Annotated in this window: 11 protein-coding genes; 4 read left to right on the plus strand and 7 right to left on the minus strand. The window is 70.4% G+C overall.

Features of this window, described 5'->3' with window-relative positions:
• The first annotated feature begins 63 nt into the window (after positions 1-63).
• From speD to ACODT0_RS09760, 3 genes are read left to right on the plus strand one after another with little or no spacing between them, the layout of a single operon-like run.
• Complete coding sequence (speD, locus tag ACODT0_RS09750; RefSeq protein ID WP_057593259.1) at positions 64-450, plus strand: adenosylmethionine decarboxylase; 387 nt, start codon at positions 64-66, stop codon at positions 448-450.
• A 29-nt stretch (positions 451-479) separates the two neighbouring features.
• Positions 480-1193 carry a nucleotidyltransferase family protein gene (locus ACODT0_RS09755; protein WP_489041194.1) on the plus strand — a complete coding sequence of 238 codons (714 nt, stop codon included), beginning with the start codon at positions 480-482 and terminating at the stop codon, positions 1191-1193.
• A gap of 30 nt (positions 1194-1223) precedes the next feature.
• A complete protein-coding gene (locus ACODT0_RS09760; RefSeq protein ID WP_057593260.1) occupies positions 1224-2621 on the plus strand; it encodes an aminopeptidase P N-terminal domain-containing protein in 1398 nt (465 codons plus the stop codon).
• Here the strand turns inward: ACODT0_RS09760 and ACODT0_RS09765 are convergent.
• On the minus strand, positions 2563-3528 hold the full coding sequence (locus ACODT0_RS09765) for a LysR family transcriptional regulator (RefSeq protein WP_489041148.1): 966 nt from the start codon (positions 3526-3528) through the stop codon (positions 2563-2565). The two genes, ACODT0_RS09760 and ACODT0_RS09765, sit on opposite strands and share 59 nt — an antisense overlap.
• Before the next feature lie 130 nt (positions 3529-3658).
• On the opposite strand from ACODT0_RS09765, the gene ACODT0_RS09770 reads away from it, so the two are divergent.
• On the plus strand, positions 3659-4726 hold the full coding sequence (locus tag ACODT0_RS09770) for an aldo/keto reductase (protein ID WP_261208823.1): 1068 nt from the start codon (positions 3659-3661) through the stop codon (positions 4724-4726).
• A gap of 7 nt (positions 4727-4733) precedes the next feature.
• Here the strand turns inward: ACODT0_RS09770 and ACODT0_RS09775 are convergent, their stop codons facing one another.
• From ACODT0_RS09775 to ACODT0_RS09800, 6 genes are all read right to left on the minus strand, one after another.
• Positions 4734-5099, minus strand: coding sequence for a DUF3325 domain-containing protein (locus ACODT0_RS09775; RefSeq protein ID WP_057593263.1), 366 nt, complete (start codon positions 5097-5099; stop codon positions 4734-4736).
• The gene (locus tag ACODT0_RS09780; RefSeq protein WP_489041149.1) at positions 5099-6772 is read right to left on the minus strand and encodes a PepSY-associated TM helix domain-containing protein; all 1674 of its coding nucleotides are present in this window, start codon (positions 6770-6772) and stop codon (positions 5099-5101) included. The genes ACODT0_RS09775 and ACODT0_RS09780 overlap by 1 nt, the downstream gene beginning before the upstream one ends.
• The gene (locus ACODT0_RS09785) at positions 6769-7074 is read right to left on the minus strand and encodes a DUF3649 domain-containing protein (protein ID WP_057593265.1); all 306 of its coding nucleotides are present in this window, start codon (positions 7072-7074) and stop codon (positions 6769-6771) included. The genes ACODT0_RS09780 and ACODT0_RS09785 overlap by 4 nt, the downstream gene beginning before the upstream one ends.
• A 162-nt stretch (positions 7075-7236) precedes the next feature.
• On the minus strand, positions 7237-8592 hold the full coding sequence (locus ACODT0_RS09790; protein WP_422099473.1) for an esterase-like activity of phytase family protein: 1356 nt from the start codon (positions 8590-8592) through the stop codon (positions 7237-7239).
• A 73-nt stretch (positions 8593-8665) separates the two neighbouring features.
• Positions 8666-10999 (minus strand): penicillin-binding protein 1C, encoded by a 2334-nt coding sequence (pbpC, locus tag ACODT0_RS09795; RefSeq protein WP_489041150.1) that lies wholly within the window; start codon positions 10997-10999, stop codon positions 8666-8668.
• A 19-nt stretch (positions 11000-11018) separates the two neighbouring features.
• Positions 11019-17042 (minus strand): alpha-2-macroglobulin, encoded by a 6024-nt coding sequence (locus ACODT0_RS09800; protein ID WP_489041151.1) that lies wholly within the window; start codon positions 17040-17042, stop codon positions 11019-11021.
• Between the last annotated feature and the right edge of the window lie 43 nt (positions 17043-17085).

Raw genomic sequence — 17085 nt, forward strand, 5'->3', positions numbered from 1 at the left:
ATTTTGCGCAGCCGGCCGGACCCGCGTTTTCCCGCATGGGCGATGTACTAAAGTCGCGGACATATGCACGGGCTGCACCTCACCGCCGACCTTCACGACTGCCAATGCGGCGCGCAGTGGCTCACCGACGGCGAGGCGCTCGGCGCCGTCTGCCTCAAGGCCGTGTCGGCCGCGGGGCTGCAGCCGGTGGGCAAGCTGGTCCACGGCTTCCCGGCCACCGCGCACGGCCCGGGCGGCGTCACCGCCACCGTGCTGCTGGCCGAATCGCACCTGTGCCTGCACACCTGGCCCGAGCAGCGCGCCGTCACGCTCGACGTCTACGTCTGCAACTTCGGCGGCGACCACTCGGCCAAGGCCCATGCGCTGATGGACTGCCTGGTCTCGCTGTTCCGCCCGCGCCACAGCGAACGCAACGAGCTGCAACGCGGGCGCGTGGCGGCCGGCGCTTGAGCGGGAACGCGACGGTGGCGGCCAAGGCCATGGTGCTCGCGGCCGGTCGCGGCGAGCGCATGCGGCCGCTGACCGACACCACCCCCAAGCCCCTGCTCGAGGTTCGCGGCAAGCCGCTGATGCAATGGCCGATGGAGGCGCTGGCGGCCGGCGGCTTCACCGAGCTGGTGTTCAACACCGCCTGGCTCGGCGACCGGATCTCCAGCCACTTCGGCCCGAAACCGTTGCTGGGTGGCCAGGTGCCGCTATCGATTTCATACTCCGACGAGGCCCGCGACTTCGGCGGCGCGCTCGAGACCGCGGGCGGCATCGTGCGCGCGCTGCCGCTGTTGGGCGATCCGTTCTGGGTCGCGGCGGGCGACGTGTTCGCGCCCGGCTTCGTCTTCACCCAGGCCGCGGTCGAGCGCTTCGTGGCGGGCGGCAATCTCGCGCACCTGTGGCTGGTACCCAATCCCGCGCACAACCCGAAGGGCGACTTCGGCCTCTCGGCCGAGGGCCTCGCGCTCAACACGCAAGACGGCCCGCGCCACACCTTCTCGACCATCGGCCTGTACCGCGCCGCGCTGTTCGCGCCGCCGTACTGCGCCATCCCTGGCGGCAACCCCGGCGGCGTCAAAGCCCCGCTGGCGCCGATCCTGCGTGCCGCGATGGACAATGGCCTGGTGAGCGCCGAGCTCTACACCGGCCCCTGGACCGACGTGGGAACGCCCGAGCGCCTCGCCGAACTCAACCGGCCTTCGTAGCCAGCCCGTCTCACAGGAAGTCTCCACGCGATGACCACCACCGACACCAAGAAGATCTACGCCGAGCGCCGCGCTCGCCTCGCCTCGCAACTGGGCAAGGACGGCATCGCGATCATCCCGACCGCGCCCGAACGCCAGCGCAACCGCGACAGCGACTTCCTGTTCCGCCACGACAGCTACTTCTACTACCTGACCGGCTTCACCGAGCCCAATGCCTGGCTGGTGCTCGGCGGCGACGGCCGCGCCACGCTGTTCTGCGCGCCCAAGGACCTGGAGCGCGAGATCTGGGACGGCTACCGGCTCGGCCCCGACGCCGCGCCCGAGGCGCTCGGCCTCGACGAGGCCTTCTCGGTCACCGAGCTCGATGCGAAGCTGCCCAAGCTGCTCGAGAACCGCTCGGTCGTCTGGTATCCGTTCGCCACCCACAAGGGCCTCGAGACCCGCGTCGACGGCTGGCTGCAGTCGGTGCGCGCGCGCGTGCGCTACGGCGCGCTGTGCCCCGAGGAGCAGCGCGACCTCTGCGGCCCGCTCGACGAGATGCGCCTCGTGAAGGACGCGCACGAGCAGGACATCATGCGCCGCGCCGCCCAGATCAGCGCCCGCGCCCACATCCGCGCGATGCAGCTGTCGGCGCGCATGCTGCGCGAGGGCAAGGACGTGCGCGAGTACCACCTCGACGCCGAGCTGCTGCACGAGTTCCGCCTCGGCGGCTCGCAATACCCGGCCTACGGTTCCATCGTCGCGGCCGGCGCCAACGCCTGCGTGTTGCATTACCGCGCCGATGCGGCGCCCGTGCGCGACGGCGAGCTGGTGCTGATCGACGCCGGCTGCGAGCTCGACGGCTACGCCAGCGACATCACGCGCACCTTTCCGGCCAATGGCAGGTTCACCGGCCCGCAGCGCGCGCTGTACGACCTCGTGCTCGCGAGCCAGGACGCCTCGGCCGCCGCCACCAAGGCCGGCAACCGCTTCAACGACCCGCACGACGCCGCCGTGCGCGTGCTCGCGCAGGGCATGCTCGACCTGGGCCTGCTCGACGCCAACAAGGTCGGTGGCCTCGACGACGTGATCGACAGCCGCGCCTACTTCCAGTTCTACATGCACCGCACCGGCCACTGGCTCGGCATGGACGTGCACGACTGCGGCAGCTACGTCGAGCCCACGCAGGTCGGCGAGGTCAGCGAGCGCAAGGATCCGCTGTCGAACGAGCTCATCAAGAACCGCCCGAGCCGCATCCTGCAGCCCGGCATGGTGCTCACGCTCGAACCCGGCATCTACGTGCGCCCCGCCGACGGCGTGCCCGAGCAGTTCCACAACATCGGCATCCGCACCGAAGACGACGCCATCGTCACGGCCACCGGCTGCGAGCTCATTTCGCGCGGCGTGCCGGTGAAGGCGGACGAGATCGAGGCGCTGATGCGGGCCTGAGCGGCGCGCGCTGCGGCGCATGTCGCGCCTGCAGGAAGTCGATGAACACCCGCAGCTTGCGCGGCATCTGCGCGCGGCTCGGGTAGTAGAGATAGAAGCCCGGAAAGCTCGGCCACCACGGCTCGAGCAGCGGCACCAGCCGGCCGCTGTCGAAGTCCTCGCGCACCGTGCCCTCGAAGGCCACCGCAATGCCCGCGCCGGCGCGCGCGGCCGCCAGCAGCACCTCGCTGTCGTTGGCGATCACCGGCCCCGCCACCTCCACGTCGAGCTCGCGGCCGTCCTGCGCGTACTCCCAGCGGTAGAGACCACCGGTCGTGAGCCGGAAGTTGAGGCAGCGGTGCTCGCGCAGGTCCTCGGGCGTGCGCGGCGGCGTCCGTCCCTCCAGGTAACGCGGCGCGGCGAAGCTCACCATGCGCTGCGGCCCCGCGATCGGCAGCGCCACCACGTCCTGCGCCAGGCTCTCGCCGAGCCGGATGCCCGCATCGAAGCCGCCCTCGACCAGGTCGACCATGCGGTTGTCGCAGACCAGCTCGAGCACGATGTCTGGATAGGCTGCGGCGAAATCGCCGAAGTGCGGATAGAGCAGCAGCTCGGCCGAGACCCGCGCCACGTTCAGGCGCAGCAGCCCCGCCGGCTTGTCGCGTGCCTCGTCGATGCCTTCCACTGCCTGTGCCAGCGCCGCGAGCGCCGGCCGCACGCCCTCGAGGAACTGCCGGCCCAGCTCGGTCGCGCCGACGCTGCGCGTGCTGCGGTCGAGCAACCGCACGCCGAGCTTGGCCTCGAGCGTGCGCACGGTCTGCGACAGCGCCGAGGGCGAGACGCCGAGTTCCTCGGCCGCGCGCGTGAAGCTGGCGTGATGGGCCACGCGGGCGAAGGCGGCGATGGCGGGGAGAAGGTCGGGGGACATGTGGGCATTATGAAGAGAGGCTTCACAAAGCATCAAGCACAGCGGTATTTCTCCAATGCAATGGTGGAACGACATTCGAGTCCATGGCGCTCGCGCACCGCGGCGCCTTCCCCCTCGAAAGGACATCCCCATGCAACTCGACGACTACCTCACTCTCGGCCGCTCGGGCCTGCGCGTCAGCCCGATCTCGCTCGGCACCATGACCTTCGGCAGCGACTGGGGCTGGGGTGCCGACGCCGGCGAATCGCGCCGCATGTTCGACGCCTACCTCGAACGCGGCGGCAACTTCGTCGACACCGCCAACTTCTATACCAACGGCAGCTCGGAGCGGCTGCTGGGCCAGTTCCTCGCCGACCGGCGCGAGTCGGTGGTGCTGGCCACCAAGTACACGCTCAACATGCAGCCCGGCAATCCCAACGCGGGCGGCAACCACCGGCGCAACATGGTGCGCTCGGTCGAGGCCAGCCTGAAGCGCCTGGGCACCGACTACATCGACCTGCTGTACCTGCACATCTGGGACGGCCTGACGCCCTTCGACGAAGTGATGCGCGCCTTCGACGACCTCGTGCGCGCGGGCAAGGTGCTCTACGCGGGCATCTCCGATACGCCCGCCTGGCAGGTCGCGCGCATGCAGACCCTGGCCGAACTGCGCGGCTGGGCGCCGCTGGTGGCACTGCAGATCGAGTACAGCCTGATCGAGCGCACCGTGGAGCGCGAGCTGCTGCCGATGGCGCGCGAGCTCGGCCTCGGCGTGATGGCCTGGTCGCCGCTGGGCAGTGGCGTGCTGACCGGCAAGTACAGCCGCGCCGACCTCGACCACGCCAAGGGCCTCGACCCGCGCGTGACCGGCACGCGCAAGGACGTGGCCGTGGGCAACGGCGCGCTCTCGGAACGCGCCCTCGCCATCGCCGACGTGGTGGCACAGATCGCGAAGGAGCAGGACCGCTCGAGCGCGCAGATCGCGCTGGCCTGGCTGCTGCACCGGCGCGGGCCGACGGTGATGCCGATCATCGGCGCGCGCACCTTCGCGCAGTTCGAGGACAACCTCGGAGCGCTCGAGATCGAACTCGATGCACAGGCGCTGCGACGGCTTGATGCGGCGAGCGCGATCGCACTGGGGTTTCCGCACGACTTCATGGCGCTGCCGATGACGCAGGGGGTGCTGCATGGCGGCACCTCGACGCGCCGCGGGGAGTGAGAGAGGCTCAGTCGCCCAGCGCGGCCAACACCAGGCACCCGAGCCCCGCCAGCACCGCGATCGCCGCCGCCGCCGACGCCACCCAGTGGAAGCGGCGCGGCGCATAGCTCAACAGCCCCACCACCGTCTGCGCGGCCGCCGTGAGCGCGCCGAACCAGAGCACCCAGCCGATCGAATGGCCGGCGGCGCGCAGGCTGGCGACGAGCGACAGGCACAGCGCCACGCTGCCGCCGAGCTGCAGCCAGCGGCGCCACGGGCCGGGCGTGCTGCCGCGGCCGAAGACGTCCTCGCTGTGGCGGTCCATTGCGAGGCCCAGCGCGCAGAAGCCCGCGAGCGAAGCGGCGAACACCGTCGCGATCAGCAAGGCGTTCATCACGATCCCTGGCCCGAGGTGGCAAGCGAAGGCGATTCCACCGCGTCATCGGCCGGGCCGGCCTTCACGGCTTTCTTCGCCGAAGCGCTCAGGGCCTTGCGCCGCTTGCGTTCCACCATCCAGGCCGCGCCCGCGAGCCCCAGGCCCAGCGCGATCGACACCAGGTCGAAGCCGGCGACGGCGCTCGGGCCCGAACGCAGGCTGACCGTGAGCGGCGCCGGCCCGGTGAAGGCGTTGAGCACCGGCAGCAGCGCGAACAGCAGCGCGCCCGCGGCGAGCTGCGCCTGCCACATGCGCAGCGTGGGCCGCGCGAGACCCAGCAGCGCGGCCGCGCCCCAGACCGCGAAGAACCAGCCGATCTCGGCCGCGCCGCGGTCGGCCGTGTCGAACGGCACCAGCCGATTGGCCCAGAAGAAGGCGGCCATCGCGAGGGGCAGGCCCGCGATCGCGCCGAGGTTGAGCCCGTCGACCAGCCGCAGGCCGAAGCTCACGCGGCCGCCCTGCTTGAGCCGCTTCGCGAACTTCTGGCGCTCCTTCACGGCCCACAGCAGGAGGCCGGTGGCGACCATCAGGCAGCCCGCGAGGCCCGAGACGAAGAACAGCGCACGCAGCAGCGGATCGCCGAAGCGGCCGATGTGCAGGCCGTAGAGCACGCTGCGCGTCTCGACGGCGGGCCGCATGCTGTCGCCGTAGGCACCGACCAGGGCGCCGGTCACGCCGTTGAAGACCATCGACGGTTGCTCGGACCCCAGTTGCGGCCCTTCGGCGCGGCGCACGATGACCGTCGCGTTGGCATCGTTCGGCGAGTTGACTGTGAGGCGGCCGACCGGCGCGCCGCCCCAGTGCGCGGAAGCCTGCGCGAGCATCGGCGCGACCGGTGCCATCGGCGCCTTCTGGCCCGCGGCCTTGAACTGCTCGCGCACGCCGCCCGCGAAGGCCTCGGAGAAGAAGGTCTGCGTGCCGCCGCTGTCCTTGTAGGCCGCCTGCGGGCCCCAGGGCATGTACATGAACATCAGCGTGACCAGGCCCGTGTACGTGATCATCGCGTGATAGGGCAGTGCGAGCACCGCGGTCGCGTTGTGCGCGTCGAGCCACGAGCGCTGGCCCTTCTTCGGCCGGAAGGTGAAGAAGTCCTTGAAGATGCGCTTGTGCGTGACGATGCCGCTGAGGATCGCCACCAGCATGAACATCGCGCAGAAGCCGACGATCCAGCGGCCCCAGATCGCGGGCATGTAGTGCAGGTCGAAGTGCAGGCGGTAGAAGAACTCGCCGCCGCGCGTCTCGCGCACCGCCGCCGAGGGCTGGCCGCTGGCCGCGTCGAGCACCGCGCGGCCGAAGCGATCGCGCCGGTCGCGCGGCGGCGAGCCGGCCGGCGGCGCGGGCCGGGTCCAGAACAGGCTGGTCGAGGGCTCGCGCTCGGTCGGCAGCGTGATGAACCAGCGCGGCGAATCGGCCGCGTGTTGCTGCAGGTAGGCGTAGGCGCCCTCGGTGGCCTGCACCTGCGGCACCGGCGCGCGCGAGAGGCCGTGCAGCTCGGGCTTCATCCACAGCGTGATCTCGTCCTTGAAGTACGAGGCCGTGCCGGCCGCGAACACCATGAACAGCACCCAGCCGACCAACAGGCCCGACCAGGTGTGCAGCCAGGCCATCGACTGGCGGAAGCCTTCCTTCATGCGCCCGCTCCCGGCGTCGGCAACACGAGCAGCAGCGCGCCCAGCGGCGCCGCGGCGATGACCAGGCCGATCCAGGCGCGCCATGCGCTGCGCGCCGCGAACACCCACATCACCGCGATCGCGAACACGAGGAAGGAGGCCAGCGTGCCGGTCATCGCGGCTTCGCTGCGCGCCATGCCGAAGGCGGCGGGCAGGCACAGCGCGAGCGCGGCGGCGGAGAGCGCGGCCACGCCGTAGCCGCCGGCGATGGCGGCGACGGCGCGCGAGGCCACACCGAGGCGGTAGCGCAGGCCGGCGCTCACGCCGCGCGCCGGACGGCGGGCGAAGTCGTTCGGGAAGTCATGGAAAAAGGGGAAAGGCCAAGGCCGGGAGAATGAGAATAATACTCATCTGGCACGATTTCCCCAAGGAAACACCCTGCTATCTCGACCCGGGCGCAGGGCGATAGCGGGCGTTCCCGCCGCTCACTTCGCCTGTAGCAGCGCCCCCGCCTCCAGCAACACCAGCTCGTTGTCGTCGGCCTTGTTCGGCTCGCGGCTGCTCGAGAAGGGCAGGTTGTTGTCGTTGCCGACGACGATGTGGGTGGCATCCACCACGTCGACGTTCTCGATGGTGAAGAACGGGAACTTGAGCACGCCGTCGTTGAGCGGCTTGCGCGCGAGCTTGTCGGGGTCGGCGATGTTCAGCAGGTCGATGTAGCCGATCTTGCGCACCGGGCCGCCGACGTTGGCGTCGCCGAGCTCGACCTTGTAGACGCGCTTGAACTTCGCGATGTCGTGGAAGCAGTCGGTGCGCTTCTGGCCTTCGGGGCAGGCCTTGTCGCTGGTGCCTTCGCCGTTGTCGCGCTCGATGATCAGGCCGGTGGTGCCGTCGATCATGTTGAAGTCGCCGATGGCGTTGCCGTTGGCCTCGAGCACGTACTTCCAGTGGCGGCCGGTCCACTTCTCGCCCGCCACGTCGAACTCGAGCACGCGCAGCGCTTCCTTGCCCTCGACCTTCTCGAAGTCCTTGGCCTCGGCGTTCCACACCGGGCCTTCGAGCAGCGCGTAGAGCTTGCTGCCGTCCTTCGAGGCGGCCATGCCCTCGAAGCCCTTGGAGCGCTTGATCTGGAAGTCGACCGCGCCGCCGGGCACGCCGGGCGTGGTCACGGCGGGGTTGTCGGGCGAGCGCACGACCTTGCCGTCGACCTGGGTGTCGAACACGGCGAGCACCTTGCCCTTGAGGTCGGCCTTGATCAGGTAGGGCCCGAACTCCTCGCCGATCCACAGCGCGCCGCCGGCGAACTGGAAGCTCTCGGGATCGAAGTCGGAGCCGGTCAGGTAGCGCTGCTTGCTGCCCTCGTGGACGATGCGGAACGGCACCTTCTTGTCGGGGTCGTGCAGGAACACGGTGGCCAGGCGCTGGAACTTGCCGCTCTTGAAGTCGACCTTGTAGTGGTTGAGGTAGAGCATGAAGTCGGGCGAGTTGGCCTTCGCGCCGGCACCGTTGTCGGTGAGGATCCAAAAGCTGCCGTCGTCCATCTTCTTGATGCCCGAGTGGCCCTGCAGCGGCTGGCCCTTGAAGGGCAGCGACACGCCGGTGCCGCGGCCGCCCGAGAGGCCCTCGACGCTGCCGATGGCTTCCACGCGCTTCGGCGTGGTGAACTTGCCGCTGACCTGCAGGTCGGCCGGTGCGTCCTTGGGCGCGGCGACGAAGCTCTGCGCGGGCAGCACGGCATGGCCGGCGAGGGTGGCGGGGAAGGCGGTCTGGGCCGAGGCACCGGTGGCGGCGAACGCAGCGGCGGCGGCCAGGGCGAGGAGGGAAAGGCGCGTCTTCTTCATGGAGGTCGGGAGTCCGAGTCGAAAACGCGAGACCTTGCCGACCACGCGTGACGCCGCGGTGACATGACTGCCACTAAGGTGCGATATCGACGATCACTTCACGCGACTCGGCCCGCCCCTGGTCGTCGACCACGCGCAGCACGTAGCGCCGCCCCGACTCGGCCAGGTCCGGCATCCAGGCGATGCCCTCGCCGGGCGCGGCACGGCCGACCAACGCGTCGTCGGCGAACCAGTAGAGGGTCTGCGTGCCGGCCGCGGCCTCGGCGCGCAGCACCAGCGGCTCGGGCTTGGCCACGCGCAGCGTGTGGCGCACGCCGCGCAGCGGCGAGCTGATGAGCGGGGCGGCCTCGGGCGCGCCCGCGTCCTTCTGCTCGCAGCCGTCGGCGGGCACGCTGGCGCGCGGCAGGCCAGCCTGGCGGAACAGGCGGCGCATGTCGCTGCCCCATTGCTCGACCACCTGCTGGCGCGCGTTCGGCTGCGGACCGCAGACCACCTTGCCCGTGGTCTCGTCGACCCACACGGCGCGATGCAGGTTGCTGACCTGGATCGGCGACTTGCCGGCGATGAACCAGGTGCGCGTGCGCACCGGGCACAGCGCATCGGGCAGGCCGCCGGTGGCGGCGCAAACCTCGACCTGACGCAGGTTGGCCGGCTGCGTGACGGCAACCTCGCCGGGATCGAGCCGCTCGGCGCGCAGCGCGTCGACCATGCGCAGGAACAGCGGCGCGGCCGCGTCGACGCCCACCAGCGCGGGGTTGCTGCTGCCATCGAAGTTGCCGACCCACACCACCAGCACGTGGCGACCGAACACGCCCGCGGTCCAGGCGTCGCGAAAGCCCCAGGAGGTGCCGGTCTTCCAGGCGATGGCGGGCCGCGCGGGCAGGGTGGTGTCGGGGCGCGGCGTCTGGCGCAGCATGTCGAGCGTGATGAACGAGGCCTCCTCGCTCAGCAGTCGCAGCGGCTGCGCGGGCCGCTCGTCGGGCGCGGGTTCGGTGTAGCGCAGCCGCTGCGCGATACCGCCGTTGGCCAGGGTGCCGTAGAGGCCCGCGAGCTCCTCGGGCGTGACCTCGCCGCCGCCGAGCACCAGCGCGAGGCCGTAGTGCGATTCGCTCTGCAGCTTCTGCACGCCGGCCAGCCGCATGAAGTCGTAGAGGCCCGGCTTCGAGAGCTTCGCGGCCACCGCGACCGCGGGCACGTTGCGGCTGCGGATCAGCGCCTCCTGCGCCGACAGCGGCCCCGCGAAGCGATGGTCGAAGTTCTCGGGCGTGTAGGGACCGAAGGCGGTCGGCGCGTCCTTCAGCATGGTCTTCGGATGCAGCAGCCCCTGGTCGAGCGCGAGCGCGTAGATGAAGGGCTTGAGCGTGGAGCCCGGCGAGCGCTTGGCCTGGGTGCCGTTGACCTGGCCCGCGATGGCATCGTCGTGCCAGTCGGCCGAGCCGATCAGCGCGCGCACCTGCATGGTCGAGGCATCGAGCAGCAGCGCGCTCGCGTTGTTCATGCCGACGTCGGCATGCGTGCGCAGGTACTGGGCCATCACGCGCTCGAGCGTGGACTGCATGCGCAGGTCGAGGGTGGCGCGGATCTCGACCGGCGCCGCGACGCCGGCATCGCTTCGCGGCTGCGCGAGCAGCATGTCGGTGAGGTGCGGCGCCAGGAAGGGCAGGCTGCCGCGCGACTGCGCCGAGAGCACGAGCTGCGCGTCGGGCGCATGCTGACGCGCGGCGGGATCGCGCTCGGCCCACAGCGCCCAGAGGCGTTCGCGCGCGGCCTGCAGCTCGGTGTTGCGGCCGCGCTCGGCGATGCGCTTGACCGGGTTCTGCGGAATCACCGCGAGCGTGAGCGCCTCGGGCAGGCTGAGCCTGGCGGCATCCTTGCGGAAATAGATCAGGCTCGCGGCCTGCACGCCCTCGATGTTGCCGCCGTAGGGCGCGGTGTTGAGGTAGGCCTCGAGGATCTCGCGCTTGCCGTGGCGCGCCTCGATCCACAGCGCGGCGGCGATCTGCGCGACCTTGCCGCCGGCCGTGCGACTGTCGATGCCGTAGAGCCGGCGCGCGAGCTGCATCGTGAGGGTGGAGCCGCCCTGGCGACGCTCGCCGCTCGCGATGCGCCAGGCGCTGCGCACCAGCGCCGCGGGATTGACGCCCGGGTGGGCGTAGAAGCGCCGGTCCTCGTAGAGCAGCACCGCGTCGATCAGGGTGGGCGAGATGCGCTCGAGCGGCACCCAAAGCCGGTACTGCTCGTCGGCCGCGAGCGTGAGCCGCAGCAGCTCGCCGCCGCGCGCGTAGACGGCGCGCGAGCTGCCCACGGTCTCGCTGAGCGGGGCATGAGGCCACAGCCGCAGCAGCGCGAGCAGCAGGGCCAGCAGCACGCCCGCGATCAGGGCTCGACGCGCGAGGGTCCGGGTCATGCCGCGCTCCGCTGTGGCCTCAGTTCGCGACCACCTGGAAGCGCGCACCGGCCGAGCGCGCGTAGATGCGCCGGTCGTACATCGCCTCGCCATAGGCCGCGGGCACCACGAAGTCGCCGACGTTGGTGGCGCGCGCCTTGTAGGTCACTTCGAGCAGGTTCTTGTCGACGCTGCCGTAGAACACCACGCGGTCCTCGCGGATGTCGGCGTACTGCACCTTCCACGAGCCGTTGCCGCCCAGGCGCTTCTTCCAGACCGGTGCGTCGGCGTTCTCGCCCTCGGCATCGTCGCCCACGGCCTGCAGCACGGGCTCGAGGCCGCCGGGCAGCAGGTCGACCAGCGCGACGTCGGCGATCTGCGGCCGCTCGAGGCTGCGCACGCGCACCCGCACGGTGACCTCTTCGCCGAGCTTCACCTTGGTGACGGGATTGCCCTTGGCGTCGAGCACCTCGTGGAACACCTCGAGTCCCTGGTTCACCGCGGTGTCGGGCAGCTTGCGTTCGAAGCCCTGTTCGGTCCAGCTGTAGTAGAGGTTGAAGTCGCTGTCGTTCGCGAGGCCCAGCTTCGCGGTGCCGGCGGGCACCGCGGCGCGCGCCACCGGGTTGACGGCGCCGAGCGCGAGCGCCGCGGCCTTGCCCTGCGCATCGATGGCCGAGGCCGTGAGCTTGCCCTCGGCGTTCTGCGCCACGGCGCCGAAGTAGGCATCGACCGCCATCAGCATCGCGGCCGACGACAGGCTGTTGTACCAGCCGTCGCGTACCATGCCGGCCATGCCTTCCCAGACGGCGGGCTTCAGCGTCTTGAGCCGCGCCGGGAAATGCCGGCCCACCAGGTGCAGCATCATGCTGTCGTGCACCAGCGGGTCGTAGTAGCGGCCCCAGACGTTGCGGCGCTGGTTCTTCTCGCTGCGCGCGAGCAGGTCGGCCCACACGGGGTTGAGCAGCTCGTTGGCCACCTGCTCCTGCTTCACGAGCTGGTAGCTCGCCGCGAGGTAGACGGCGCCGAGGTCGTCGCTCCAGCCCGCGGTCTGCTTGGCCTGCTGGTTGCGCCAGGTCTCGCGCAGGTTGGCCAGCGCGGCCGGCACCACGATGCCCTGGCGCGTCAGCAGGTAGGCGGCCTGCGTGCGCTGGCGCCAGCCGTCGAGCGACGAGTCGCCGCTGCCGAGCCAGCCCTGCAGGTAGGTGTTGGCGCGCTGCAGCAGGTCCTGCGGCACCGGCAGCTTGTGGTCGCGCGCTTCCACCAGCAGATGCACCGCATAGAGCGTCGCGAACGGATCGGCACCTGCCCCGGGCCACAGCGAGAAACCGCCGTCGGCCGTCTGCCGCGCGCGCAGTTGCACGAGGTAGCGCTCGAGCGTCTTGCGCGCCTCGGGCAGCGGGCCCTGGTCGGCCGTGCGGCCCCGCGCCATTTCCTTCAGCAGCTCGGGCCGGCCCGAGAGCAGCACGGCCGGGAAGGTCTGGCTCGTGATCTGCTCGGTGCAGCCATGCGGATAGGCCTCGAGGTACTGCATGAGGCCGGTGGCGAAGGCCCAGGGCGCGGCCGACACCGCGAGGTCGCTGCGGCGGAAGTTCGGATAGAAGTCGCCCTTGCTCGCGATCTCGCCCGAGCGCTGGAAGCTGCCGGCCTGCACCAGCGAGACGAAGGGCGAGGCGGGCCGCACGCTCACCTCGGTGGCGAGCCGCGCGCTGAAGTTCTTGTGCGTGGAGGTGAACACCAGCGCCGACGAACCCAGCACAGCCTGCTCGCCAGGCTTGGCGCGCACGTTGAACTTCGTGCTGGCCTCGCCGCGCTCGTTGACCTTGAGCGTCTGCGTCGCATCGCCGACCACCTCGAGCCCGCCCGAGGCGGTGAGCGTGAGCGCGATGGGCGCTTCCTTGCCCGAGCCCGCGATGTTGTTGGCCAGGCCGACGCCGACCTCGACCGTGTCGCCGGGCGCCATGGCAAGCGGCGCGTTCGGCAGGATCACCATGTCGCCGCGCACCGTGGTGCGGGTGCTCTTCGCGGCCGTGGTCTCGTCGTTCACGGCCACCGCCATCACGCGCAGGCTGCCGTTGAAGCTCTCGGGCACGGTGTAGCTGAACTCGCGGCTGCCGTTCACGTCGACCAGGCCCGACCAGTAGGCCACCGGCTTGTCGCGCTTGCGCTTGAACGGGTTCAGGTGCTTGCCGAGCTCGCCTTCGCCATCGCCGCCGGGCGCGGCGCCCTGCATCAGCTTCTTGAACTCGGGCAGGATCAGGTCGAGCGTCTGCAGCGTGCCGACCTCGAGCGCACGCTTCTGGAAGAAGTGCTTGAGCGGGTCGGGCGTCTTGTAGCGCGCCACCTGCAGGATGCCCTCGTCGATCGCGAACACCACGGCGCGCGTGGGCTGGTCGCTGGTGAGCTTCATCTTCACCGTCTGGCCGGGCTTCACGAGCTCGGTGCTCGTGAGCTGCAGGTTGGCCGTGCGCTTCGACAGGCTGGTGGCGAAGGGCGCGATGCCGTAGGACAGCGGGCTCATGTAGACCTCGTCCGAGGCCGGGTCGCGCACGAAGTGCACGTTGATGTAGCCGGTGCCCTCGAAGTCCTTGGGCAGCACGATCTTCTGCACCGAGGCGGTCTTGTCGGTCTTGAACCAGGCATGCGCATAGACCTTGTCGCGCTCGATGGTGATGAGGCCCGCGCCGACGTAGGGCGCGCGGATGCTGACCTCGATCTCCTGCCCGGGTTCGTAGTCCTTGCGGTCGAGCGTGAGCTGCAGCTCGGCATTGCGGTCGAGCGAGCGGCTGACGTTGGCATTGCCCGCCACGCTGTACTCGACGCGGTTGAGCTCGAGCCCGCCGGCATTGCGCACCACGTAGGCGAAGTTGCCGGGCGTGCCGGTGTCGAGCGCTACGTTGTTGCCGGCCGCGGCGATGGCCAGCGGCTTCTCGTCGAGCACGATCTCCTTGCGGCGCGATTCGTAGCGGTACAGGCCGTTGTCCTGCTTGATCAGCACCGACAGCACCTTGCGCTCCACGCGCTGCAGCACGAGATCGGCCACCGCGGTCTTCTTCGCCTGCGGGTCGATCGCGATCACGTGTGCATTGCGCGCAGCGCCCTTGCTCACGTAGCCGGTGTCACCGTCGACCTTGACGCCCACCAGGTAGGGCAGGTCGCTCACCAGCGTGCGCGCCTCGGCCGACACGCTGCGCCCGCCCTCGGGCTCGAAGGCCTTGGCCAGCACGTGCACCTGGTAGGTGGCGGCCTCGAAGCGCGACAGCCGCAGGTCGAACTCGGCCTTGCCCTCGGCGCTGGTCTGCACGCTGCCGAGGTCGTCCACCTGCTTCTCGGCCGCGCGCTGCGGATCGAAGAAGGCGTAGTCGGCGAAGGCGCGGAACACCGGGAAGGCCGGGCTCAGCGTGAGCGTGCCCTCGACCTTGCGGTCGGGCGCGGGCGTGCCGAAGAGGTTCTGCACGTCGATCAGCGCCTTCATGTCCTTGGGCTTCACCCAGCCTTCGGCGATCTCGCTGCTGAGTTTGGCCGTGACCTTGGTGCGGTCGGGCAGGAACTCCTGCACCTTCACCGTGGTGCTGCCCAGCAGCAACCCCTGCACCTCGGGCGCGCCGGGCGAGGACTCGCGCGGCAGGTAGAGGTTGACGGTGTAGTTGCCGGTGGGCGAGGTGTCCTGCGTGGCGTGCGCGATCTCGGCCGCGCCGCCGGGGCCGAGGCGCAGCTTCTCGCGCCGCACGCTCAGGCCGCGCGCATCGATGATCTCGGCTTCGAGCGGCAGGTCGCGCAGCGAGGTGCCCCAGTTGCCGGCCTTCACCATCATCGCGATGTGCATGGTGTCGCCCGGACGGTAGATGCCGCGGTCGCTGAAGACATAGGCCGTCATCTGGTTCGGCACGCCGGCCGCGCGCAGGCCGCCGACGTCGAAGCGCGAGATGTCGAGCGTGCGGTCGGTCTTGTTGAAGGGCAGGAAGCTCAGGTCGCCGTCCTTGCGCACCACCAGCACCACCGGCTGCTTCTCGCGCTGGAAGCCCGCGAGGTTGGGCAGCTTCGCGCGGCCCGTGGCGTCGGTGGCCTGCGACGCCACGATCATGCCGTTGCGGCCCCACACCTCGACCAGCGCGCCGCCCACGGGCTGGCCGTTGGCGATGCTCTGCACGAACACGTCGCGCGTGCCGTCGAGCGACTTCTTGGCGACGATGCCCAGGTCGGTGACCAGCACCAGCCGCTCGTCCTTCTGGTCCTCGGGGTTGCCGCTCTCGGGGTTGCCCTCGTCCTCGCCGGACGACTGCTGCTCCTCGTCCTCGGACGACGCCTCGGTGGCGTCCGCTTCGCCCTCGGGCTTCTTCTTCGCCTTGGGATCGAAACCCTGCACCTTGAGCAGGAACACGCCGCGCCGGTCGCTGATGTCGCTGCGCAGGTACTCGGCGAAATCGACCGTCTCGTAGTGCGCCTTGCCGGGCGGAATGGCCAGCGGGATCTGCTTCTCGAAGCGGTCGACCAGGTTGTCGGAGCCGAGGCCGCCGTAGAACTTGGGATGCGAGAAATCGCCGTTGCTCTGCGTCACCAGGTGCTGCAGCTGCTGCGGCAGCAGGCGCCCGATCTCGACGCGCACGCCCGGCAGGTCGCGCACCAGGATCGGCAGCTTGCGTTCGCCCGACAGCGCGAGCAGCGAGCCCTGGCTCATGATCGTGAGCTCGGGCGCGAAGGTCTTGAGCAGCTGCACGCTCTGGAAGGCCGTGCCGAGCTGGTAGCCGCCGGGCGTCTTCAGGCCCTTGGCCACGCGCACCAGCAGGTAGCGCCCGCCCTCGGCCTGCGGCAGGCGGAAGCTGACCGTCTCGGTCACCTCGCGCTCGCTGGCGATCGGCTGCAGGCCGATCTTCTTCGCGCGGCGCAGCACCGCGTCGGTGATCTTCGCGGGATCGGCGGACCAGTCGAACTTGTCTTCCGGGTCGCCCTTGGGATCTTCGGTGGCCGGCAGCAGCCAGGCCTGCACCAGGCGCGCCATCTCGCGCTCGTGCACCGGCATCGAGGCGCTGACGTGCATCACGTGCTCGGGCTCGCCGTTCTCGCCGGTGACGATGGTGGGTTCGACGCTCGCGATATCGAGGCTGAAGAGGCCGGGGATGTCGACCGCGCGCGAGACGTCGTTGCGCTGGCCCGGGCCACCCTTCTGCGCCACCGCGCCGGCAGTGAGGCTCAGCAGCACGGGGCGGGTCTTCTCGGGAATGGGCAGGGGCTCGGACTGGACCGTGGCCGTGAGGCGCGGCTTGTCGTAGCTGACCGTGAACTTCTCGCTCGCGCATTTGCCGACGCTGAAGAACGAGCTGCTGCAGGCCTGGTCATAGGTCAGCACCAGCCGCTTCTCGAACTCGGCGGTGTTCACGGGATGCGAGAAGCGCACCTGGAACAGCGCGCGCCGCACGTTGGCCTGCACCGGGTCCTGATAGAACTCGGCGCCGGCGATGCGGGCGCTGAACTCGGCCGAGCTGAAGTCGTACTTGCGCTGCTCGATCTCGATGTGCGGCGCGAGCGCCTCCTTCGAGAGCTGCACCTTGTAGGCCTGGCCCACCGGCCAATCCTGCGCGGGCAGGAACTCCAGCTTCTTGGCATCGGTCCAGGTCCAGCGGCCCGCGATGGCCGGCTCGATGCCGACGCCCGTCGCCTCCTGGCCGACACGCGCGATCGGCGCGACCGAGGCCGAGAAGTTGATGACGACCGGATTGGGCCCCTTGTCGAGCTCGATCTGCGTGCGCGGCGGCGGCACGATCTGCGCGGTCGCCACGATGGGCTCGACGCGATCGGGCGTGAGGCCATGCCACCACTTCAGGAGCTGCGGGCTGGCCATCCATCCCGCGAACGCCAGCAGCACCAGCAGCAGCACCCAGGCGAGCCGTTGCTGCAGCCATTGCAGTCCGAGCAGCAGCAGGGCACCGGCGATGCGCAGCCAGCCCGGGGGTCGCCAGGAACCGATGAGCCCGCGCGCGAGCGGGCGCAGGAAGCCGAGCGCGCGGCCCAGCCCGGTGAAGAGCACGTCGCTGAGCGACGCGAGTTTTCGATTGGCAACTTGAAGCATGGAAGCTCCCCCGGTGTTTTTGTTGGCGCCTGGCAGTCTCCAG

This window comes from Variovorax sp. FG153 (assembly GCF_057809595.1).